At 64.4% G+C, this 20,868-nt stretch carries 18 protein-coding genes and 3 pseudogenes; all 21 read right to left on the bottom strand.

Annotation, left to right across the window (positions count from 1 at the left end; translation table 11 throughout):
• Positions 1 to 14: 14 nt before the first annotated feature.
• Positions 15 to 558, bottom strand: a pseudogene (gene rplE / locus F1643_RS14710) (50S ribosomal protein L5).
• A gap of 10 nt (positions 559 to 568) precedes the next feature.
• Positions 569 to 886, bottom strand: coding sequence for a 50S ribosomal protein L24 (gene rplX / locus F1643_RS14705; RefSeq protein WP_014246896.1), 318 nt, complete (start codon positions 884 to 886; stop codon positions 569 to 571).
• Positions 886 to 1,254, bottom strand: a complete 369-nt coding sequence (gene rplN, locus F1643_RS14700; protein WP_012973215.1) for a 50S ribosomal protein L14 — start codon at positions 1,252 to 1,254, stop codon at positions 886 to 888. Before rplN ends, rplX begins: the two co-directional genes overlap by 1 nt.
• Before the next feature lie 19 nt (positions 1,255 to 1,273).
• Positions 1,274 to 1,528, bottom strand: a complete 255-nt coding sequence (gene rpsQ, locus F1643_RS14695; protein ID WP_014246895.1) for a 30S ribosomal protein S17 — start codon at positions 1,526 to 1,528, stop codon at positions 1,274 to 1,276.
• A 12-nt stretch (positions 1,529 to 1,540) separates the two neighbouring features.
• Positions 1,541 to 1,747, bottom strand: a complete 207-nt coding sequence (rpmC, locus tag F1643_RS14690; protein WP_042694100.1) for a 50S ribosomal protein L29 — start codon at positions 1,745 to 1,747, stop codon at positions 1,541 to 1,543.
• Complete coding sequence (gene rplP / locus F1643_RS14685; RefSeq protein WP_012973212.1) at positions 1,744 to 2,175, bottom strand: 50S ribosomal protein L16; 432 nt, start codon at positions 2,173 to 2,175, stop codon at positions 1,744 to 1,746. The genes rpmC and rplP overlap by 4 nt, the downstream gene beginning before the upstream one ends.
• A gap of 12 nt (positions 2,176 to 2,187) precedes the next feature.
• Positions 2,188 to 2,937, bottom strand: coding sequence for a 30S ribosomal protein S3 (gene rpsC / locus F1643_RS14680; RefSeq protein ID WP_014246893.1), 750 nt, complete (start codon positions 2,935 to 2,937; stop codon positions 2,188 to 2,190).
• Positions 2,937 to 3,332 (bottom strand): 50S ribosomal protein L22, encoded by a 396-nt coding sequence (gene rplV, locus F1643_RS14675; protein WP_014246892.1) that lies wholly within the window; start codon positions 3,330 to 3,332, stop codon positions 2,937 to 2,939. The genes rpsC and rplV overlap by 1 nt, the downstream gene beginning before the upstream one ends.
• Positions 3,333 to 3,335: 3 nt before the next feature.
• Positions 3,336 to 3,614, bottom strand: coding sequence for a 30S ribosomal protein S19 (rpsS, locus tag F1643_RS14670; RefSeq protein WP_012973209.1), 279 nt, complete (start codon positions 3,612 to 3,614; stop codon positions 3,336 to 3,338).
• A 12-nt stretch (positions 3,615 to 3,626) separates the two neighbouring features.
• Entirely contained in the window at positions 3,627 to 4,454 is an 828-nt protein-coding gene (gene rplB / locus F1643_RS14665; RefSeq protein ID WP_012973208.1) for a 50S ribosomal protein L2, read from the bottom strand.
• A 16-nt stretch (positions 4,455 to 4,470) separates the two neighbouring features.
• Positions 4,471 to 4,788 (bottom strand): 50S ribosomal protein L23, encoded by a 318-nt coding sequence (locus F1643_RS14660; RefSeq protein ID WP_012973207.1) that lies wholly within the window; start codon positions 4,786 to 4,788, stop codon positions 4,471 to 4,473.
• Positions 4,785 to 5,405: a 50S ribosomal protein L4 gene (gene rplD, locus F1643_RS14655; protein WP_044549482.1), complete on the bottom strand. Its 621-nt coding sequence runs from the start codon at positions 5,403 to 5,405 to the stop codon at positions 4,785 to 4,787. Before rplD ends, F1643_RS14660 begins: the two co-directional genes overlap by 4 nt.
• Before the next feature lie 5 nt (positions 5,406 to 5,410).
• Positions 5,411 to 6,121 (bottom strand): 50S ribosomal protein L3, encoded by a 711-nt coding sequence (gene rplC, locus F1643_RS14650; RefSeq protein WP_149225498.1) that lies wholly within the window; start codon positions 6,119 to 6,121, stop codon positions 5,411 to 5,413.
• A 59-nt stretch (positions 6,122 to 6,180) separates the two neighbouring features.
• On the bottom strand, positions 6,181 to 6,489 hold the full coding sequence (gene rpsJ, locus F1643_RS14645; RefSeq protein ID WP_012973204.1) for a 30S ribosomal protein S10: 309 nt from the start codon (positions 6,487 to 6,489) through the stop codon (positions 6,181 to 6,183).
• A gap of 541 nt (positions 6,490 to 7,030) precedes the next feature.
• The gene (tuf, locus tag F1643_RS14640) at positions 7,031 to 8,221 is read right to left on the bottom strand and encodes an elongation factor Tu (RefSeq protein ID WP_014246875.1); all 1,191 of its coding nucleotides are present in this window, start codon (positions 8,219 to 8,221) and stop codon (positions 7,031 to 7,033) included.
• Positions 8,222 to 8,259: 38 nt separating this feature from the next.
• Positions 8,260 to 10,332: an elongation factor G gene (gene fusA, locus F1643_RS14635; protein WP_255542817.1), complete on the bottom strand. Its 2,073-nt coding sequence runs from the start codon at positions 10,330 to 10,332 to the stop codon at positions 8,260 to 8,262.
• A 27-nt stretch (positions 10,333 to 10,359) separates the two neighbouring features.
• Positions 10,360 to 10,829 (bottom strand): annotated as a pseudogene (gene rpsG / locus F1643_RS14630) (30S ribosomal protein S7).
• A 12-nt stretch (positions 10,830 to 10,841) separates the two neighbouring features.
• Positions 10,842 to 11,213 (bottom strand): 30S ribosomal protein S12, encoded by a 372-nt coding sequence (gene rpsL, locus F1643_RS14625; protein ID WP_012973201.1) that lies wholly within the window; start codon positions 11,211 to 11,213, stop codon positions 10,842 to 10,844.
• 350 nt (positions 11,214 to 11,563) lie between these two features.
• Positions 11,564 to 12,133, bottom strand: coding sequence for a hypothetical protein (locus tag F1643_RS14620; RefSeq protein WP_194913933.1), 570 nt, complete (start codon positions 12,131 to 12,133; stop codon positions 11,564 to 11,566).
• A 116-nt stretch (positions 12,134 to 12,249) separates the two neighbouring features.
• Positions 12,250 to 16,423 (bottom strand): annotated as a pseudogene (gene rpoC, locus F1643_RS14615) (DNA-directed RNA polymerase subunit beta').
• Between the two features lie 102 nt (positions 16,424 to 16,525).
• Positions 16,526 to 20,719, bottom strand: a complete 4,194-nt coding sequence (gene rpoB / locus F1643_RS14610; protein ID WP_194913932.1) for a DNA-directed RNA polymerase subunit beta — start codon at positions 20,717 to 20,719, stop codon at positions 16,526 to 16,528.
• Between the last annotated feature and the right edge of the window lie 149 nt (positions 20,720 to 20,868).

Below are 20,868 nucleotides of genomic sequence, written 5' to 3'. Positions count from 1 at the left end.
GTCGTGCTCCAGCCTCAGCTCACGAACGGCATGTCGAAGCCCTTCAGGAGAGCCTTGGCTTCCTGATCGGTCTTCGCCGTAGTGACGATGATGATGTCCATGCCGCGGATCTGATCGATCTTGTCGTAATCGATCTCCGGGAAAATGATCTGCTCCTTGACGCCCATGGCGTAGTTGCCACGGCCGTCGAAGCTGTCACCCGGGATACCGCGGGAAGTCACGGACGCGCGGCAACGCAATCGTCACCAGGCGATCCAGGAACTCGTACATGCGGTCGCGGCGGAGCGTGACCTTGCAGCCGATCGCCATGCCTTCGCGCAGCTTGAACTGGGCGATCGACTTGCGCGACTTGGTCACCACCGGCTTCTGACCGGTGATGGCGGCCATCTCGGCCACGGCGAGCTGGATCTTCTTGGAGTCGGCGACAGCCTCGCCGACACCCATGTTGACCACGATCTTCTCGATCCGCGGAACTTCCAGGTCGTTCTTGTAGCCGAATTCCGACTTCAGAGCGGCGCGGATCTTGGAATCGTAAACTTCTTTCAGACGTGCGGTCATGCCCGGGCCCTCACAGGTCAATGACTTCGCCGGACCGCTTGGCGACACGCACCTTGCGGCCATCCTCAAGGATCTTGAAACCGACGCGGGTCGGCTTGCCATCCTTGGGATCGACGTGAGCGAGGTTGGAGACGTTGATCGGCGCCTCCATCTCGATGATGCCACCCTGCGAGCGGGCGCTGGCACGCTGGTGCTTCTTCACCACGTTCACGCCCTGCACAACGGCACGGTTCTCCTTCGGGAAAACCTTCAACACCTCGCCGGTCTTGCCCTTGTCACGGCCGGTCAGGACAACGACCTTGTCCTTGGTCTTGATCTTGGCGGCCATTACAGCACCTCCGGCGCCAGCGAGATGATCTTCATGAACTTCTTGCCGCGAAGCTCACGAGTGACCGGCCCGAAAATACGGGTGCCGATCGGCTCGCCCTGCTTGTTGATCAGCACGGCGGCGTTGCGGTCGAAACGGATCGCCGACCCGTCCTCCCGACGCAGTTCCTTCGCGGTGCGGACGATGACGGCGCGATGCACGTCGCCCTTCTTGACGCGGCCCTTCGGAATGGCCTCCTTGACCGAGACGACGATGACGTCGCCCACGGTCGCGACCTTCCGCTTGGACCCGCCAAGCACCTTGATGCACTGCACCCGGCGCGCCCCGCTGTTATCGGCGACTTCCAGGTTGGTTTGCATCTGGATCATTGTTTACGACCTTTCGTTATCACGCGGCGCCGCTGTCGGCGGCGGACTCCGTCACGACCGTCCAACGCTTGGACTTCGAGATCGGGCGGCATTCGATGATCGAAACGGTATCGCCGACCTTGAACAGGTTGCCCTCGTCGTGGGCGGCGTACTTCTTCGACTGACGAATGAACTTCTTGTACACGGGGTGCATGACACGGCGCTCGACAAGAACCGTAACGGTCTTGTCGCACTTGTCGCTGACCACCGTGCCCTGCAGAACGCGGCGAGGCATGGATGATCCCCCTTACTTGCCGGCGTCGGCGGAGCGGGCACGCTCGCCGAGGATGGTCTTGATGCGGGCGATGTCGCGGCGCACCGTGTTCACCCGCGCAGTGTTCTCCAGCTGGCCGGAGGCCTTCTGGAAACGCAGGTTGAACTGTTCCTTCTTGAGCTGGATGAGCTGATCGTTCAGCTCATCGGCGCTCTTCGTACGAATGTCTACGGCCTTCATGCCGCGGTCTCCTCGACACCGCCCAGGCGGGTCACCAGCTTCACCTTGATCGGCAGCTTCGCGGCCGCCAGAGCGAAGGCGGTTTTTGCCACATCTGCCGGCACGCCGTCCAGTTCAAACAGGATGCGACCCGGCTTCACGCGAGCCGCCCAGTACTCCGGCGAACCCTTACCGGAACCCATGCGGACTTCGGCGGGCTTGGTGGAGACGGGGAGGTCCGGGAAAATGCGGATCCAGACGCGGCCCTGACGCTTCATCGCACGGGTGATCGCGCGGCGAGCCGCTTCGATCTGACGGGCGGTGATGCGCTCCGGCTCCAGGGCCTTCAGGCCGTAGGAACCGAAGTTCAGGGCGGTGCCGCCCTTGGCGTTGCCGTGGATGCGGCCCTTATGGGCCTTACGGAATTTCGTGCGCTTGGGAGAAAGCATCGCTCGGCCCCTTTACTCGCGTTCGGAGCGCTCGGAGCGCTCGCGACGGTCGCGGCGATCGTGACGATCGCGGCGCGGCTCGCCATCGGTCGACACCGGCTCGGAACCCATGCGCTTGTCCTGCGCCATCGGGTCGTGAGCCATGACCTCGCCCTTGAACACCCACACCTTGACACCGCAGGTGCCGTAGGTGGTCTTGGCGGTGCCCACACCATAATCGATGTCGGCGCGCAGGGTGTGCAGCGGAACGCGGCCCTCGCGGTACCACTCCATGCGGGCGATCTCCGCACCGCCGAGACGGCCCGAGCAGTTGATCCGGATGCCCTGGGCGCCCAGACGCATGGCGGACTGCACGGCGCGCTTCATGGCGCGACGAAATGCCACGCGGCGCTCCAGCTGGCTGGCGATGTTCTCGGCGATGAGGCGAGCGTCGATCTCCGGCTTGCGGATCTCGACGATGTTCAGGCTCACCTCGCTGCCGGTCATCTTCGACAGCTCTTGACGCAGCTTCTCGATGTCCGCGCCCTTCTTGCCGATCACCACGCCCGGACGAGCCGAGTGGATGGTGATGCGGGCCTTCTTGGCCGGACGTTCGATGACGACGCGCGAGCAACCGGCCTGCTGCAGGCGACCCTGCAGATAGCCACGCAGCTTCAGGTCCTGGTGCAGCAGGTTGGCGTAGTCGCGCTTGGCGAACCAACGGCTGTCCCAGGTCCGGTTGATGCCGAGGCGCAGCCCGATCGGATTGATTTTCTGACCCATTACTCGGCCCCCTCGGCAACGGCGGCGTCACGCTCGCGAACGATGATCGTCAGGTTGCTGAACAGCTTCTCGACCCGGGCGCCGCGACCGCGGGCACGGGCGTGGAAGCGCTTCATCACCAGAGCGCGACCGACCGTCGCCGACGACACGTACAGACGGTCGACGTCGAGCTGGTGGTTGTTCTCGGCGTTCGCGATCGCGGCCTGCAGGACCTTCTTCACCTCGCCGGCGATGCGGCGCTTGGAGAAGGTCAGCTCGGCCACGGCGCGGCTGGCATCCATGTTCCGGATCAGCTGGGCGACGAGGTTGAGCTTCCGCGGGCTGGTGCGGATCATCGGATTGCGGGCCAGAGCCTCGTTCTCCGCGATCCGGCTGGGATTGGCAGACTTGCCCATGGCTTACTTCCTCTTCGCCTTCTTGTCCGCCGCGTGGCCATAGAAGGTCCGCGTCGGAGCGAACTCGCCGAACTTGTGACCGATCATGTGCTCGGTAACCAGAACCGGCAGGAACTTGTGGCCGTTGTAGACGCCGAACGTCAGACCGACGAACTGCGGCAGGATGGTCGAACGACGCGACCAGATCTTGATGATCTCGTTGCGGCCCGAAGCCCGGCTCTTGTCCGCCTTCTTCAGCAGATAGCCGTCGACGAACGGGCCCTTCCAAACGGAGCGTGCCATCGTTCGACCTCCTTACTTCGAATGACGGCGGCGCAGGATCAGGCCATCCGTCTTCTTGTTGTGACGAGTCTTCTTGCCCTTGGTCGGCTTGCCCCACGGCGTGACCGGATGACGGCCGCCCGAGGTGCGACCCTCACCACCACCGTGCGGGTGGTCGATCGGGTTCATGGCGACGCCACGGACCGACGGACGCTTGCCCAGCCAGCGGTTGCGGCCGGCCTTGCCAAGGTTGGTGTTCATCTGGTCCGGGTTGGACACGGCACCGAGGGTGGCCATGCACTCGCCGCGAACCATGCGCAGCTCGCCGGACGGCAGCTTCAGCTGGGCATAGCCGCCGTCGCGGCCGACCAGCTGCAGGTAGGTGCCGGCGGAACGAGCCACCTGACCACCCTTGCCGGCCTTCAGCTCGACGTTGTGCACGATCGAACCGACGGGGATGTTCTTCAGCGGCATGGCGTTGCCGGGCTTCACGTCGACGCGCTCGCCCGAAATGACCGTGTCGCCGACCTTCAGGCGCTGCGGCGCCAGGATGTAGGACAGCGTCCCATCCTGGTACTTGATCAGCGCGATGAAGGCCGTGCGGTTCGGATCATACTCGAGCCGCTCGACGGTGGCCGGAACGTCGAACTTGCGACGCTTGAAGTCCACCAGACGATAGGTACGCTTATGACCGCCACCCATGCGGCGCGCAGTGATGCGGCCGGTGTTGTTGCGGCCACCAGACTTGGTCAGGCCCTCGGTGAGGGTCTTGACCGGCTTGCCCTTCCACAGCTCCGAGCGGTCAACGATGACCAGCTGGCGGAGCGACGGCGTAATCGGGCGGTATTGCTTCAGAGCCATCGGATCACACTCCCGCTCAGATGCCCGTGGTCACGTCGATCTTGTTACCCTCGGCGAGGGTGACGACGGCCTTCTTGAAGTCCGAGCGACGGCCGATGGTGCCGCGGAACCGCTTGGTCTTGCCCTTGGAAACCAGGGTGTTGACCGCGGTCACCTTGACGTTGAAGAGACCTTCAACGGCGGCCTTGATCTCCGGCTTGGAGGCCGTGAGCGGCACGCGGAACGTGACCTGATTGTGCTCCGACACCAACGTCGACTTCTCGGTGATGACGGGAGCGAGGATCAGGTCGTACATCCGCTCCTGGCTCACCGCAGGTTTCGACTGCTTGCTCATTTCAGGCGAGCCTCCAGTTGCTCGACCGCGTTGCGGGTCAGGACCAGCGTGTCGCGGCGGAGAATGTCGTAGACGTTGGCGCCCTGCTCCGGCAGCACGTCGATCAGCGGGATGTTGCGCGAAGCCTTGGCGAAGTTCTCGTCCAGGTTCGAGCCATCGATGATCAGCGCGGACGTCAGCCCGAGGGTGGCCAGACGGGCGGCCAGTTCCTTGGTCTTGTGCGTCTCGGCAGCGGCAGCCTCGAGAACGATCAGCTTGCCCTCGGCGGCCTTGGCCGACAGGGCAGTCTTGAGCGCCAGCTTGCGGACCTTCTTGGTCAGGTCGTGGGCGTGCGAACGCACCACCGGCCCGAAGATGGTCGCACCGCCGCGGAACTGCGGCGAACGGATGGAGCCCTGGCGAGCGCGACCGGTGCCCTTCTGCGAGTAGGGCTTCTTGGTCGTGCCGCTGATCTCGCTGATGCCCTTGGTCTTGTGGTTTCCGGAGCGACGCTTGGCCAGCTGCCAGTTCACCATGCGGGCCAGCAGGTCGGTGCGGGTCGGCAGGCCGAACACGGCGTCCGACAGCTCGATCTCGCCGACGGCTTCGTTGTTCAGGTTCTTGATCGTGGCCTTCATGGCGCTCACTCCTGCGTCTCGGCCGGGGCTTCCGCCGCCGGAGCAGACTTGATGCCGGCCGGGAAGGGCAGGCCTTCCGGAGCCTTCTTCTTGACGGCGTCACGGATGCGCAGCCAACCGCCCTCGGCGCCGGGGACGGCACCCTTGAGCATGATCAGACCACGGGCTTCGTCGACGGCGACGACCTGAAGGTTCAGGACCGTAACCTTCTCGTCACCGAGGTGACCGGCCATCTTCTTGTTCTTGAAGACCTTGCCGGGGTCCTGACGGTTACCCGTCGAACCGTGCGAGCGGTGCGACACCGACACGCCGTGCGTGGCGCGCAGACCACCGAAGTTCCAGCGCTTCATCGCACCGGCAAAGCCCTTGCCGATAGAAGTGCCGGTGACGTCGACGTACTGGCCGGCGACGAAGTGGGTGACCGACAGCTCGGCACCGACCTCGATCAGGGCATCGGCATCGACGCGGAACTCGACCAGCTTGCGCTTCGGTTCCACACGCGCCTTGGCGAAATGCCCACGCTCAGGCTTGTTGACGTTCTTGACCTTGATGGCGCCCGCGCCGAGCTGGACGGCGGTGTAGCCATCCTTTTCCTCGGTGCGAACGGCGACGACCTGGCAGCTGTCGACTTTCAGCACAGTGACCGGAACATGCTGGCCGTCGTCCGTAAAGACGCGGGTCATGCCGACCTTCTGCGCGATCAAACCGGATCGCATTGTTCTTTATCTCCTGACCAGGGACGTCCGTGAGTGGAGAGGTCCCTTACCAACCAAAATCAGAGCTTGATCTCGACGTCGACGCCGGCGGCGAGGTCGAGCTTCATCAGCGCATCCACGGTCTGCGGCGTCGGATCGACGATGTCGAGCAGGCGCTTGTGGGTGCGGATCTCGAACTGCTCACGCGACTTCTTGTCGATGTGCGGCGAGCGGTTCACGGTGAACTTTTCGATGTGCGTCGGCAGGGGGATCGGGCCCCGCACGCGCGCGCCGGTCCGCTTGGCGGTGTTGACGATCTCGCTGGTCGACTGGTCGAGCACGCGATGATCGAACGCCTTCAGACGGATGCGGATGTTCTGGCTGTCCATGTCCAAACGTCCCTTGCACCTTCTAGCGATGACGCGGACGCGTCACCGGAACTCCACGAGCTGCTTTGGGGCTTCGCCGACAGCGCAAGGCCGCACGCCGAACCACCGAAGCGGGGCCGACGGGCGACACAGTGACCGATGCGACGGGCCGATACGAAAAGGAACATCCCCCGCGCACCGGGCGCGAAGGGGATGTTCCGTTCAGCAGACGGCGCGCCCCCCGTGGAGGCGCGCCTGTGCCGTTCGTCTCGGGCTGCGTCTAGGCCGAAGCTGCCTACCACCAACCCAAAATCCAGAGGGCGTAATCTCTAGGCGTTCCGCGCCCGCGTGTCAATCCTGAATCGTCCCCCGGATCGGAGGAAGCTGGATCGACAGGCAGACGGTCCCGAACACCGACGCCCGATGGCTAGAACCGGGCGGGTCGCCCTTCCTGCTTGCGCGGGTAAGACGACCCGTCTCTTACAACCGGCGGCGGGATCGCTCCCGCTGCCCTACCCTTCCCTCTCCGGCAACCACCTTGCAGCGGATGCCGGAAGGGTCATCACTCGACGATCTTGGCAACGACGCCGGCGCCGACGGTGCGGCCGCCTTCGCGGATAGCGAAGCGCAGGCCTTCGTCCATGGCGATCGGGGCGATCAGCGCCACTTCCATTGCGACGTTGTCGCCCGGCATCACCATCTCGACGCCTTCCGGCAGCGAGACCATGCCGGTCACGTCCGTCGTGCGGAAGTAGAACTGCGGACGGTAGTTGGTGAAGAACGGGGTGTGGCGACCGCCCTCTTCCTTCGTCAGGATGTAGGCTTCGGCCTTGAACTTGGTGTGCGGGGTGATCGAACCCGGCTTGGCCAGAACCTGGCCGCGCTCGACGTCCTCGCGCTTGGTGCCGCGCAGCAGCGCGCCGATGTTGTCGCCGGCCTCACCCGAGTCGAGCAGCTTGCGGAACATCTCGACACCGGTCACCGTCGTCTTCACCGTCGCCTTCAGGCCGACGATCTCGACTTCGTCACCAACCTTTACGATGCCGCGCTCGACACGGCCGGTCACCACGGTGCCGCGGCCCGAGATCGAGAACACGTCTTCGATCGGCATCAGGAACGGACGGTCCTTCGGACGCTCCGGCTGCGGGATGTACTCGTCGACCGTCTTCATCAGCGCCAGAACGGCGTCGCGGCCGATCTCCGGCTGACGGTCTTCCAGGGCGCACAGAGCCGAGCCCTTGGTGATCGGAATGTCGTCGCCCGGGAACTGGTAGGAGGACAGAAGCTCGCGAACTTCCAGCTCGACCAGCTCCAGCAGCTCCGGATCGTCGACCATGTCGACCTTGTTCATGAACACCACCAGCGCCGGAACGCCGACCTGGCGCGCCAGCAGGATGTGCTCGCGGGTCTGCGGCATCGGGCCGTCGGCGGCCGACACGACCAGGATCGCGCCGTCCATCTGGGCGGCGCCCGTGATCATGTTCTTCACGTAGTCGGCGTGGCCCGGGCAGTCGACGTGCGCGTAGTGGCGGTTGGTCGTCTCGTACTCGACGTGCGCCGTCGAGATCGTGATGCCGCGCGCCTTCTCTTCCGGCGCCTTGTCGATCTGGTCGTAAGCGGTGAAGGTGGCGCCGCCGGACTCCGCCAGCACCTTCGTGATCGCCGCCGTCAGCGACGTCTTGCCGTGGTCGACGTGGCCGATCGTGCCAACGTTGCAGTGCGGCTTGTTCCGCTCGAACTTTGCCTTGGCCATGGGTTGGTCTCTCCGTTTCTCAATCGTTCCAGCGGTCTTCAGGCCACCTTGGCGCGGACGCCGTCCGCGATGGCCTGTGGCACCGGCTCATAATGGTCGAACTGCATGCTGTACTGCGCGCGGCCCTGACTCATGGAGCGCAGGGAGTTCACATAGCCGAACATGGCCGCCAAGGGAACCAGTCCCGTGACGATTCGCGCGTTGCCGCGCTGATCCATGCCGGTGATCTGTCCACGGCGACCGTTCAGGTCACCGATGACGTCGCCCATATAGTCGTCCGGCGTGATGATTTCGACCCGCATCAGCGGTTCCAACAGAACCGGAGCGGCTTTTGTCATCGCCTCGCGGAAGGCAGTCCGCGCCGCCAGCTCGAAGGCCAGCGGGGAGGAATCCACATCGTGGGCTTCACCGCCGACAAGGGTCACCTTGACGTCGACGACCGGATACCCGGCGACCACGCCACTGTCCTTGGTGGCTTCCAGTCCGCGCTGCACACCGGCGACGAAATCGCGCGGCAGGGCAGCCGCACGGTTCTCGAACACGAAGCCTGCGCCGCGGTCCAGCGCCTCCACCTTCAGCGTCACCCGCGCGAACTGCGCACGGTCTCCGGTCTGACGGGCGTGGGTGTGGTCAACCTCAGCCGTACGCAGCACCGTCTCACGATAAGCCACCTTCGGCGCGCCGACGGAGGCGTCGACGCGGAATTCGCGCTTCATCCGGTCAACGACGATGTCGAGGTGCAGTTCGCCCATGCCGCGGATGACGGTCTGCCCGCTCTCGCGATCGACGGACACGCGCATCGACGGGTCTTCGTGGCCCAGCCGGTTCAGCGCCGCCGCCATCTTCTCCTGGTCGGCCTCGGTCCGCGGCTCGACCACGATTTCGATCACCGGCTCGGGGACGTCCAAGCGTTCCAACACGATCGGCTTGGCAGGATCGCACAGCGTGTCCCCGGTCGCCGTGTGTTCCAATCCGGCGAAGGCTACGATGTCGCCGGTATGGGCGCGCTCGATGTCCTCGCGGCTGTTGGCGTGCATCAGCAGCATGCGGCCGATCTTCTCGCGCTCACCCTTGACCGGGTTGAGCATCCAATCGCCGACGGTGGCTGTGCCGGAATAGATGCGGCAGAAGGTGAGCGTCCCGACATAAGGGTCGTTCATCACCTTGAAGGCCAGACCGGAGAAGGGAGCACTATCGTTGGCCGGACGCTCTTCGTCGCGCTCACCGCCGACGGCATGGCCCTTGACCGCACCAATGTCGTTCGGGGCGGGCAGGTAATCGACCACGGCGTCGAGCATCGGCTGGATGCCCTTGTTGCGGAAGGCTGAACCGCAGAGCACCGGCACCACGGCGCCGGCAATCGTGCCCTTGCGGATCAGCGCGCGCAGGGCGTCGGGCGCAGGCTCCTCGCCACGCTCCAGATAGGCGGCCATCGCCGCCTCGTCGAGGTCGAGCACAGCCTCCAGCAGCGCCTGACGGGCGCTTGCGGCAGCTTGGGCAAGATCCTCGGAATATCGGTGTGTTCGAACTCGGCGCCGAGCGTCTCGGCCTTCCAGATCGTGGCGCGCATGGCGACCAGATCGACGATGCCGGAAAAAGCTGGCTTCGACACCGATGGGCAACTGCAGGACCAGCGGCCTGACGCCAAGCCGGTCGGCCATCATGGCGACGCAATTGGAAAAATCCGCGCCGACACGGTCCATCTTGTTGACGAAGGCCATGCGCGGCACGCCGTACTTGTCGGCCTGCCGCCACACGGTTTCCGTCTGGGGCTCGACCCCCGCAACCGCATCGAAGATGGCGACGGCGCCATCCAGAACACGCAACGACCGCTCGACCTCGATGGTGAAATCCACGTGGCCGGGCGTATCGATGATGTTGATGCGGTGATCGCGCCAGACACAGGTCGTGGCCGCCGAAGTGATGGTGATGCCCCGCTCCTGCTCCTGCTCCATCCAGTCCATGACGGCGGTGCCGTCATTGACTTCACCCATCCGATAGGACTTGCCGGTGTAGAACAGGATGCGCTCGGTCGTCGTCGTCTTGCCGGCATCGATGTGAGCCATGATGCCGATGTTGCGGTAACGGTCGAGGGCGTGCGAACGGGGCATGCAAAATCACCAGGACAGGCGTGAACCTTACCAGCGGTAGTGCGAGAACGCCTTGTTGGCTTCCGCCATGCGATGCGTGTCTTCGCGCTTCTTCACGGCGGTGCCGCGCTGGCTGGCTGCGTCGAGCAGCTCACCCGACAGACGCTCGGTCATGGTGTTTTCCGAGCGGGCGCGGGCGGCGCTGATCAGCCAACGAATGGCCAGTGCCTGGGCGCGGTCCGAACGGACCTCGACCGGAACCTGATAGGTCGCACCGCCGACGCGGCGGCTGCGCACTTCCAGGTGCGGCTTGACGTTGGCGAGCGCATCGTGGAAGACCTGAACGGGATCGTTCTTGTCTTGACCTCGATGCGGCCGAGCGCGCCGTAGACGATGCTTTCAGCCGACGACTTCTTGCCGTCAAACATCAGGCAGTTCATGAACTTGGTCAGAACGCGGTCGCCGTACTTGGCGTCCGGCAGGACTTCACGCTTCTCGGCGCGATGACGACGGGACATCGTGAGTTCTCCTTACTTCGGACGCTTCGCGCCGTACTTCGACCGGCGCTGCTTACGATCCTTGACGCCCTGGGTATCCAGCGTGCCGCGAATGATGTGATAGCGAACGCCGGGAAGATCCTTCACACGACCGCCGCGGATCATGACCACCGAGTGTTCCTGGAGGTTGTGACCCTCACCAGGGATGTAGCTCGTCACCTCGAAGCCGTTCGTCAGGCGAACGCGGGCGACCTTACGGAGCGCCGAGTTCGGCTTCTTCGGGGTGGTGGTGTAGACGCGAGTGCAGACGCCACGCTTCTGCGGGCAGGCCTCCATCGCGGGAACCTTGTTGCGCGCGGCCAACGGCTCGCGCGGCTTACGGATCAACTGGTTGATCGTCGGCATATCTGCCCTTCATCCCTTCAAGATCACTCGGCCGGACGAGCCGGACGAAGCAAAAGCCCGCCTGCGAAACGTTGCCGTTCCGAGCGGGCTGAATGAGCGAAAGCCGACCGGAGGACTCCGATCGGCGGGATCGGTGGATTCAAGCGGACGCACGGAGAGCCCCGGCTTCCTTTGAAGTTCGCGGACTTTAGGGAAAGGTTCGAAGAGAGTCAAGCGGGGTATTCCACTGCCGTGCGACACCACCGCCCGCGCGTATCACGCTCGATCAGGCGGAGGCAATTGTGGCTGCGCTGGAGGCGCATCCAGGCATGCAAGTCGCGCTTCCTCCTCGATTTCTGAAATTTGGCGCCTTAGGCGCTCAACCAGCCGTACCGCGGGTTCCAGATTTTAAACCCCTCGCCAACGTAGGCAGTTAGCGAAAGCCAAATTCGACCGACCCTTTCCGGTCGCGCTATATCTCGCTCAACCTCCTCAGCAAACGCGCTCAACCTCTTCTTGATGTCTTCCTTGCGCATCACATTAATATCGGCCTGATCGATGACGGTCCGGATAGAGGCAATCATTTCCCTAATTTTTTCTTTATACCCTTTAGGCAGAATCACTTCGACGTCTGCCCCCCTTTTTTCTGCTGCCAAACGCGCTTTTTGCCGAGCCATGACGCGGGCAATAGCCATCTTGGCGTCTTGAAGGAATTTGTCCTTTGAACTGGGCAAATTTTCTTTTGGAGGATCTACTCGTATGATGTCGGCATGCTCATCGAGATAGCCCTCGAGGTAGCTGGCGGCGAGACCGACGCTCGATGGCGTGGCGTTCGTTAGATACTTGCGCTCCAACAGAGCATACAAATCGACCAACCCCTGGACTGGCTCTTCAGAGATCAGACGCCATTCGGCGTCGGACAGATGAGCTTCACTGGCCATGTCGCACCCTCCACGCGTGCATTTCCCTGGCCGCTTTAGCAATTTTGTGCATTTTCGTAAAGAAAAAGGGCGCGTCCCTTGTGGAACGCGCCCTCCATTTTGCGTGGCCTTATGGATCAGGCCGCGGAGCTTTCCTCGCCCGGGGTCGGCAGGGCCGGAGTTTCCTCCGGAGCGCCGGCCTCCAGGGCCGCTTCGCGGTCACGCTCGGCGGCGATCAGCTTCAGGCGGTTCACCACGGAGCCCGTGCCGGCCGGGATCAGACGGCCGACGATGACGTTCTCCTTCAGGCCTTCCAGGTTGTCGACCTTGCCGCCGACGGCCGCTTCCGTGAGGACGCGGGTGGTTTCCTGGAACGATGCGGCCGAGATGAAGGACCGCGTCTGCAGGCTGGCCTTGGTGATGCCCTGGAGAACCGGGTGGCCGTGGGCCGGCTGAAGGCCCTCGGCGACCGTCTTCTCGTTCTCCTCGTCGAACTCCTGACGGTCGACCTGCTCGCCCACCAGGAAGGTGGTCTCGCCGGCGTCGGTGATCTCGACCTTCTGCAGCATCTGGCGAACGATCACCTCGATGTGCTTGTCGTTGATCTTCACGCCCTGCAGTCGATAGACGTCCTGGATCTCGTTGATCAGGTAGTCGGCCAAGGCCTCCACACCCATCACAGCCAGGATGTCGTGCGGCACCGGGTTGCCGTCCATCAGCAGATCGCCGCGTTCGACATAGTCACCCTCCTGCACGGAGATGTGCTTGCCCTTCGGGATCAGATACTCCTTCTCGTCGCCGGACTCGTCGTTGCGAACGACGATGCGGCGCTTGGTCTTGTAGTCCTTACCGAATTCGACACGGCCGCTCATTTCCGAGATGATGGCGAAGTCCTTCGGACGACGCGCCTCGAAAAGCTCGGCCACGCGCGGCAGACCGCCGGTGATGTCGCGGGTCTTGGACGACTCGCGCGGGATACGCGCCAGCACGTCGCCAGCCCGGACCTCGGCACCGTTCTCCACCGACAGGATGGCGTCCACCGACATGAAGTAGCGGGCTTCCAAACCGTTCGGCAGAGTGATCAGGTCGCCCCGCTCATCCACCAGCGCGATGCGCGGCTTCAGGTCGGCACCGCGCGGCTGCTGGCGCCAGTCGACCACCACCTTGGAGCTGATGCCCGTCGCCTCGTCCATCACCTCGCGCATGGAGATGCCTTCCACGAGGTCGATGTAGCGGGCGGTACCGGCACGCTCGGTGATGATCGGCAGGGTGTAGGGGTCCCACTCGGCCAGCTTGGCGCCGCGTTCGACCTTGACACCCTCGTCCGCCAGCAGCTTGGCACCGTACGGTACGCGGTGACGCGCCCGCTCGCGGCCCTGATCGTCGAGCAGGATCACTTCGGTGCTGCGGCCCATGACGACCGGGATGCCGGACGAGTTCATGACGATGTTGCGGTTGTTGATCCGCACCACGCCATCGAACGCCGCCTCGATCTGGCTCTGCTCGGCACCGCGCTGCGCCGCACCACCGATGTGGAAGGTACGCATCGTCAGCTGGGTGCCCGGCTCGCCGATCGACTGCGCCGCGATGACGCCGACCGCCTCGCCGGTGTTGACCAGCGTGCCGCGGGCCAGATCACGGCCGTAGCACTTGGCGCAGACACCGTCGCGGGTTTCGCAGGTCAGGACCGAGCGGAATCTTGACCGAGTCGATGCCCGACCGCTCGATGCGGTCGACCGTCGGCTCGTCGATCAGGCCGCCGTCTTCGACCAGCAGCTCGCCGTTCAGCGGATCGATCACATCGCCGACCACGGTGCGGCCGAGGATGCGGTCGCCCAGCGGGCTGATCACTTCGCCGCCGTCGATCACCGCCTTGACGGTGATGCCGCGCTCGGTGCCGCAATCATGCTCGACGATGATGGCGTCCTGGGCAACGTCGACCAGGCGGCGGGTCAGGTAACCGGAGTTCGCCGTCTTCAGGGCGGTGTCGGCCAGACCCTTGCGTGCGCCGTGGGTGGAGTTGAAGTACTCCAGCACGGTCAGGCCTTCCTTGAAGTTCGAGATGATCGGCGTCTCGATGATCTCGCCCGACGGCTTGGCCATCAGGCCGCGCATGCCGGCCAGCTGACGGATCTGCGCGGCGGAACGCGCGCGCCGGAGTGGGCCATCATGTACACCGAGTTGACCGGCTTGCCGGCTTCGGTGGTCGAGATCGCCTTCATCATCTCGGAAGCGACCTTTTCGGTGCACTCCGACCAGACGTCGACGACCTTGTTGTACTTCTCGCCCTGGGTGATCAGGCCGTCGAGATACTGCTGCTCGAACTCCTTCACCCGCCTCCTTCGACTCGTTGACCAGCTTCTCCTTGGCGACGGGGATGACCATGTCGTCCTTGCCGAAGGAGATGCCGGCGCGGCAGGCGTGGCCGAAGCCGAGCTTCATCAGGCGATCGGCGAAGATCACCGTCTCCTTCTGGCCGCAGTGGCGATAAACGGCGTCGATGACGTTGCCGACGTCCTTCTTGGTCAGGACGCGGTTGATCAGCGAGAAGGGCACCTTCGGGTGACGCGGCAGCAGCTCCGACAGCAGCATGCGGCCCGGCGTCGTCTCGACGATGCTGATCAGCTCGTTGCCTTCGTCGTCCACACCGACGTAGCGCGCCTTGATCTTCGCATGGATCGACAGGACCTTGGCGTTCAGCGCCTGCTCGATCTCCGAGACGTTGGCGAACACCATGCCCTCGCCCTTTTCGCTCGGGCGATCCATGGAGATGTAGTAGATGCCCAGCACGATGTCTTGGCTCGGCACGATGATCGGCTTGCCGTTGGCGGGCGACAGGATGTTGTTGGTCGACATCATCAGACGCGCGCTTCCAGCTGGGCCTCAAGGCTCAGCGGAACGTGCACGGCCATCTGGTCACCGTCGAAGTCGGCGTTGAAGGCGGTGCAGACCAGCGGGTGCAGCTGGATCGCCTTGCCTTCGATCAGCGTCGGCTCGAACGCCTGGATGCCGAGACGGTGCAGCGTCGGCGCACGGTTCAGCATCACCGGATGCTCGCGGATGACCTCTTCCAGGATGTCCCACACCTCGGGACGCTCTTTCTCCACCATCCGTTTGGCGGCCTTGATGGTGGAGGCGAGACCGTACAGCTCCAGCTTGGCGTAGATGAAGGGCTTGAACAGCTCCAGCGCCATCTTCTTCGGCAGGCCCGCACTGGTGCAGCTTCAGCTCGGGACCGACCACGATGACCGAACGGCCCGAGTAGTCGACGCGCTTGCCGAGCAGGTTCTGACGGAAGCGGCCCTGCTTGCCCTTCAGCATGTCCGACAGCGACTTCAGCGGACGCTTGTTGGCGCCGGTGATGACGCGGCCGCGGCGGCCGTTGTCGAACAGAGCGTCGACGGCCTCCTGCAGCATACGCTTCTCGTTGCGGACGATGATGTCCGGCGCCTTCAGTTCGATCAGCCGCTTCAGACGGTTGTTGCGGTTGATGACCCGGCGGTACAGGTCGTTCAGGTCGGACGTGGCGAAGCGGCCGCCGTCCAGCGGCACGAGCGGACGCAGTTCGGGCGGGATCACCGGAATGACTTCCAGGATCATCCACTCCGGACGCGACTGCGAGGCCAGGAAGGCGTCGATCAGCTTCAGGCGCTTCACCAGCTTCTTGCGCTTGGCTTCGGAGTTGGTGTCGCGCAGATCCTCACGGCAGCGCTTCTTCTCCTCGTCGAGGTCGAGCGCGGACAGCATGATGCGCAGCGCTTCCGCACCGATCGAGGCTGTGAAGGCGTCCTCGCCGTACTCGTCCTGGGCGTTCAGGAACTCTTCCTCGTTCAGCAGCGAATGCAGCTTCAGCGGGGTGAGGCCCGGCTCGATGACGACGTAGTTCTCGAAATAGAGGATGCGCTCCAGATCCTTGAGCGTCATGTCGAGCAGCAGACCGATGCGGCTCGGCAGCGACTTCAGGAACCAGATGTGCGCGACGGGGGACGCCAGCTCGATGTGGCCCATGCGCTCGCGCCGGACCTTCGACAGCGTGACCTCGACGCCGCACTTCTCGCAGATGATGCCGCGATACTTCATGCGCTTGTACTTGCCGCACAAGCACTCGTAATCCTTGATCGGGCCGAAGATGCGGGCGCAGAACAGGCCGTCGCGCTCCGGCTTGAAGGTGCGATAGTTGATGGTTTCCGGCTTCTTGATCTCGCCGTAGGACCAGGACCGGATCCGCTCGGGGCTCGCGATCTGGATGCGGATCTGATCGAAGCTCTGCGGCCCCTGGACCTGGCCGAAAATGTTCATCAACTCATTCATGACCGTCTCCCGCTGGCATCGCCGCGTTGTCGGTTAAGGGCAGTGCATGACCCCGGAGCGGCGCATCGGCACCGCACCGGGGTTTGGTCACGTCAAATCGGCTCAGTAGGACCGCTGGTTCAGTTCGACGTTCAGGCCGAGCGAGCGCAGCTCCTTGACCAGCACGTTGAACGACTCCGGAATGCCGGCCTCGAAGTTGTCGTCACCGCGGACGATGGCCTCGTAGACCTTGGTGCGGCCGGACACGTCGTCCGACTTCACCGTCAGCATTTCCTGCAGCGTGTAGGCGGCGCCGTAGGCTTCCAGCGCCCAGACCTCCATCTCACCGAAGCGCTGACCGCCGAACTGGGCCTTGCCGCCCAGCGGCTGCTGCGTGACCAGCGAGTAGGGACCGATCGACCGGGCGTGGATCTTGTCGTCCACCAGGTGGTGCAGCTTCAGCATGTAGATGTAGCCGACGGTGACCTTGCGGTCGAAGGTCTCGCCGGTGCGGCCGTCCACCAGCGTCGACTGGCCCGACCGGTCGAAACCGGCGCGTTCCAGATGGACGCAGATGTCCTCCTCGCGGGCGCCGTCGAAGACCGGCGTCGCGAAGGGCACGCCCTTGCGCAGGTTGCCGCCCAACTCCAGCAGTTCGCCGTCGGTCATGTCGGCGATGTCCTCGTTGTAGGTCACCTCGCCATACGCCGACTTCAGCGTGCTGCGCAGGGCCTCCAGCTGGGGAGCGCCTTCCGCCTTCTGGCGGATCGCCAGACGGTACTGGTCGACCGCCCGGCCGATCTGCTTGCCGAGACCCGAGGCCGCCCAGCCGAGGTGGGTTTCCAGGATCTGACCGACGTTCATGCGCGACGGCACGCCCAGCGGGTTCAGCACCAGATCGACGGGGGTGCCGTCCTCCAGATAGGGCATGTCTTCCTGCGGGATGATGCGCGAGACGACACCCTTGTTGCCGTGACGACCGGCCATCTTGTCGCCCGGCTGCAGCTTGCGCTTCACCGCGACGAAGACCTTGACCATCTTCATGACGCCCGGCGGCAGCTCGTCACCGCGCTGCAGCTTGTCGACCTTGTTCTCGAAGCGATCCTGCAGGGCCTTGATCGAGTCGTCGAACACCTTGGCCAGGTTCTCGACGGTCTCCATCACCTGCTCGTCGGCGATGGCGATCTGGCGCCACAGGCCCTTCGACAGGCCGGCCAGCACCTCGTCGGTCAGGACGGTGCCACCCTTCATGCCCTTCGGACCCGACTGGGCGGTCTGGCCGATCAGCACTTCCTTCAGGCGGGTGTAGAAGCTGCGCTCAAGGATGCCGCGCTCGTCGTCGCGGTCCTTGGCCAGCTTCTCGATCTCGGCGCGTTCGATGGCCAGAGCGCGCTCGTCCTTGTCGACGCCGCGGCGGCTGAACACGCGGACTTCGACGATGGTGCCGACGACGCCCGGCGGCAGGCGCAGCGAGGTGTCGCGGACGTCGGAAGCCTTTTCGCCGAAGATGGCGCGCAGCAGCTTCTCTTCCGGCGTCATCGGGCTTTCGCCCTTCGGCGTCACCTTGCCGACCAGGATGTCGCCCGGACGGACTTCGGCGCCGATGTAGACGATGCCGGCTTCGTCGAGGTTCTTCAGAGCCTCCTCACCCACGTTCGGAATGTCGCGGGTGATTTCCTCCTGGCCCAGTTTGGTGTCGCGGGCCATGACCTCGAATTCCTCGATGTGGATCGAGGTGAAGACGTCGTCCTTGACGATGCGCTCGTTGATGAGGATCGAGTCCTCGAAGTTGTAGCCGTTCCACGGCATGAACGCGACGAGCACGTTCCGGCCGAGCGCCAGCTCGCCGAGATCGGTCGACGGGCCGTCAGCCACGATGTCGCCGGCGTTCACCCGGTCACCCACCTTCACCAGCGGGCGCTGGGTGATGCAGGTGTTCTGGTTGGAACGCTGGAACTTCAGCAGGTTGTAGATGTCGACGCCCGGCGCCGTGCTGTCCGAGCTGTCGGTGGCGCGGACGACGATGCGGGTGGCGTCGACCTGGTCGACGATGCCGGAGCGCTTGGCGACGATGGTCACGCCGCTGTCGCGGGCGACGGTCGCCTCCATGCCCGTGCCGACCAGCGGCGCGTCGGCCTTCACCAGCGGAACCGCCTGACGCTGCATGTTCGAGCCCATCAGCGCGCGGTTGGCGTCGTCGTTCTCCAGGAACGGGATCAGCGCCGCGGCGACGGACACCAGCTGCTTCGGCGACACGTCGATCAGGTCGATCGCTTCCGGCCGGAACATCAGGTATTCACCGCCCTGGCGGCAGGACACCAGATCGGCGGCGAAGCTGTTGTCGGGGTTCAGCTCGGCGTTCGCCTGGGCGACGACGTAGCGGCCCTCCTCCATCGCCGACAGATAGACCACCTCGTTGGTGACCTTGCCGTCGATGACCTTGCGGTAGGGGCTCTCGATGAAGCCGTACTGGTTCACGCGGGCATAGGTCGCCAGCGAGTTGATCAGACCGATGTTCGGACCTTCCGGCGTCTCAATCGGGCAGATGCGGCCGTAGTGCGTCGGGTGCACGTCGCGCACCTCGAAGCCGGCCCGCTCGCGGGTCAGACCGCCCGGGCCGAGTGCCGAGAGACGACGCTTGTGCGTGATCTCGGACAGCGGGTTGGTCTGGTCCATGAACTGCGACAGCTGCGACGAGCCGAAGAACTCGCGCACGGCGGCGGCGGCCGGCTTGGCGTTGATCAGGTCGTGCGGCATCACCGTGTCGATCTCGACCGAGCTCATGCGCTCGCGGATCGCACGCTCCATGCGCAGCAGGCCGACGCGGTACTGGTTCTCCATCAGTTCGCCGACCGAGCGGACGCGGCGGTTGCCGAGATGGTCGATGTCGTCGATCTCGCCGCGGCCGTCCTTCAGGTTCACCAGAACCTTCAGGATCTCCAGGATGTCCTCCTTGCGGAGAACGCGCATCTGGTCGTCGGTCTGGAAGTTCAGGCGCGCGTTCATCTTGACGCGGCCGACGGCCGACAGGTCGTAGCGCTCGCTGTCGAAGAACAGGCCCGAGAACAGCGCCTCGGCCGATTCCAGGGTCGGCGGCTCGCCCGGACGCATGACGCGGTAGATGTCGATCAGCGCGTCTTCGCGGCTGGCGTTGCGGTCCGCATTCATCGTGTTGCGGATGTAGGCGCCGACGTTCAGATGGTCGATCGCCAGCACCGGCAGTTCGTCGACGCCGGTCTTCTCCAGCTTCTCCAGGTCGCTCGCCGACAGCTCGTCACCGGCTTCGAACAGGACTTCGCCCGTGCGCTCGTTGATGATGTCCACGGCGAGATAGCGGCCGGTCAGCTCTTCGGTGGAGACCTGCTGCTCGGCGAGGCCGGCCTCGACCAGCTTCTTGATGACGCGCGGGGTCATCTTGGTGCCGGCCTCGGCCACGATGGCGCCGGTGGCGGCATCGACGAGGTCGGACGCCAGCTTGACGCCCTTCATGCGCTCGGCGCTGAACGGGGTCTTCCAACCGCCGGCGGAGCGGCTGTAGGTGATGGTGTCGTAGAAGTAGTTGAGGATCTCTTCCTTGGCCATGCCCTGCGCCTCGTAGGGCAGCAGGTCCTTGCGGTTCGCCTTGCGCTCGGCGCGCAGAGCCTCGGTCTCCGCGCCGTCCAGGGCGAACAGCAGCGTGGTGGCCGGCAGCTTGCGGCGGCGGTCGATGCGCACATAGACGAGATCCTTGGCGTCGAACTCGAAGTCGAGCCAGGAACCGCGATAGGGGATGACGCGCGCGGCGAACAGATACTTGCCCGACGCGTGGGTCTTGCCCTTGTCATGGTCGAAGAAGACGCCCGGGCTGCGGTGCATCTGGGAGACGATGACGCGCTCGGTGCCGTTGATGATGAAGGTGCCGTTGGCCGTCATCAGGGGCATGTCGCCCATGTAGACGTCCTGCTCCTTGATGTCGCGGATGGACCGGAGGCCGGTATCTTCCTCGACGTCGAACACGGACAGGCGCAGGGTGACCTTCAGCGGGGCGGCGAAGGTCATGCCGCGCTGCTGGCACTCCTCGACGTCGTACTTCGGCTGCTCAAGCTCGTACTTGACGAAATCCAGCACCGCGCGGTCGGAGAAGTCCTTGATCGGGAAGACCGACTTGAAGACTTCCTGCAGGCCCAGGTTCGCCCGCTTTTCCGGGGCGACGTCCATTTGCAGGAAGTGATCGTAGGAGCTGCGCTGCACCTCGATGAGGTTGGGCATCTGGGTGACTTCCGGGATGCGCCCGAAGCTCTTCCGAACACGTTTACGACCCGTAAAGGATTTGGCCATGGATGTCCCCAAACGTCTGTACGTGATGCGCGTTATACCGACCGTTCAACCGACCGTGGGATCAAGCCGACTGGTGTCGACCGGTCCCAAGGGCGCCCGCGCGGGCCATCCCCATGATGGGGACGGAAAGAGCCGGGCCGGGCGAGCCC

It is taken from the genome of Azospirillum sp. INR13, from assembly GCF_015390205.1.
Taxonomy (GTDB): Bacteria; Pseudomonadota; Alphaproteobacteria; order Azospirillales; family Azospirillaceae; genus Azospirillum.
Note: the sequence above shows the minus strand (reverse complement) of the source record. Positions and strands in the feature narration are given on the sequence as shown.

Bases quoted from the DNA above. Each gene is read 5' to 3' on its own strand.
- F1643_RS14660 (WP_012973207.1), bottom strand. From the start codon at position 4,788: ATGAGCAAGCAGTCGAAACCTGCGGTGAGCCAGGAGCGGATGTACGAC.
- rpsS (WP_012973209.1), bottom strand. From the start codon at position 3,614: ATGGCACGCTCCGTTTGGAAGGGCCCGTTCGTCGACGGCTATCTGCTG.
- rpsC (WP_014246893.1), bottom strand. From the start codon at position 2,937: ATGGGTCAGAAAATCAATCCGATCGGGCTGCGCCTCGGCATCAACCGG.
- rpsJ (WP_012973204.1), bottom strand. From the start codon at position 6,489: ATGGACAGCCAGAACATCCGCATCCGTCTGAAGGCGTTCGATCATCGC.
- F1643_RS14620 (WP_194913933.1), bottom strand. From the start codon at position 12,133: ATGGCCAGTGAAGCTCATCTGTCCGACGCCGAATGGCGTCTGATCTCT.
- rpmC (WP_042694100.1), bottom strand. From the start codon at position 1,747: ATGAAGGCCGTAGACATTCGTACGAAGAGCGCCGATGAGCTGAACGAT.
- rplP (WP_012973212.1), bottom strand. From the start codon at position 2,175: ATGCTTTCTCCCAAGCGCACGAAATTCCGTAAGGCCCATAAGGGCCGC.
- fusA (WP_255542817.1), bottom strand. From the start codon at position 10,332: ATGCCCCGTTCGCACGCCCTCGACCGTTACCGCAACATCGGCATCATG.
- rplB (WP_012973208.1), bottom strand. From the start codon at position 4,454: ATGGCTCTGAAGCAATACCGCCCGATTACGCCGTCGCTCCGCCAGCTG.
- rplX (WP_014246896.1), bottom strand. From the start codon at position 886: ATGGCCGCCAAGATCAAGACCAAGGACAAGGTCGTTGTCCTGACCGGC.
- rplV (WP_014246892.1), bottom strand. From the start codon at position 3,332: ATGGGCAAGTCTGCCAATCCCAGCCGGATCGCGGAGAACGAGGCTCTG.
- rplN (WP_012973215.1), bottom strand. From the start codon at position 1,254: ATGATCCAGATGCAAACCAACCTGGAAGTCGCCGATAACAGCGGGGCG.
- rpsL (WP_012973201.1), bottom strand. From the start codon at position 11,213: ATGCCGACGATCAACCAGTTGATCCGTAAGCCGCGCGAGCCGTTGGCC.
- rplC (WP_149225498.1), bottom strand. From the start codon at position 6,121: ATGCGATCCGGTTTGATCGCGCAGAAGGTCGGCATGACCCGCGTCTTT.
- tuf (WP_014246875.1), bottom strand. From the start codon at position 8,221: ATGGCCAAGGCAAAGTTCGAGCGGAACAAGCCGCACTGCAACGTTGGC.
- rplD (WP_044549482.1), bottom strand. From the start codon at position 5,405: ATGAAGGCCACGATCAAGAACCTGAACAACGAAGCCGTCGGCGAGATC.
- rpsQ (WP_014246895.1), bottom strand. From the start codon at position 1,528: ATGCCTCGCCGCGTTCTGCAGGGCACGGTGGTCAGCGACAAGTGCGAC.
- rpoB (WP_194913932.1), bottom strand. From the start codon at position 20,719: ATGGCCAAATCCTTTACGGGTCGTAAACGTGTTCGGAAGAGCTTCGGG.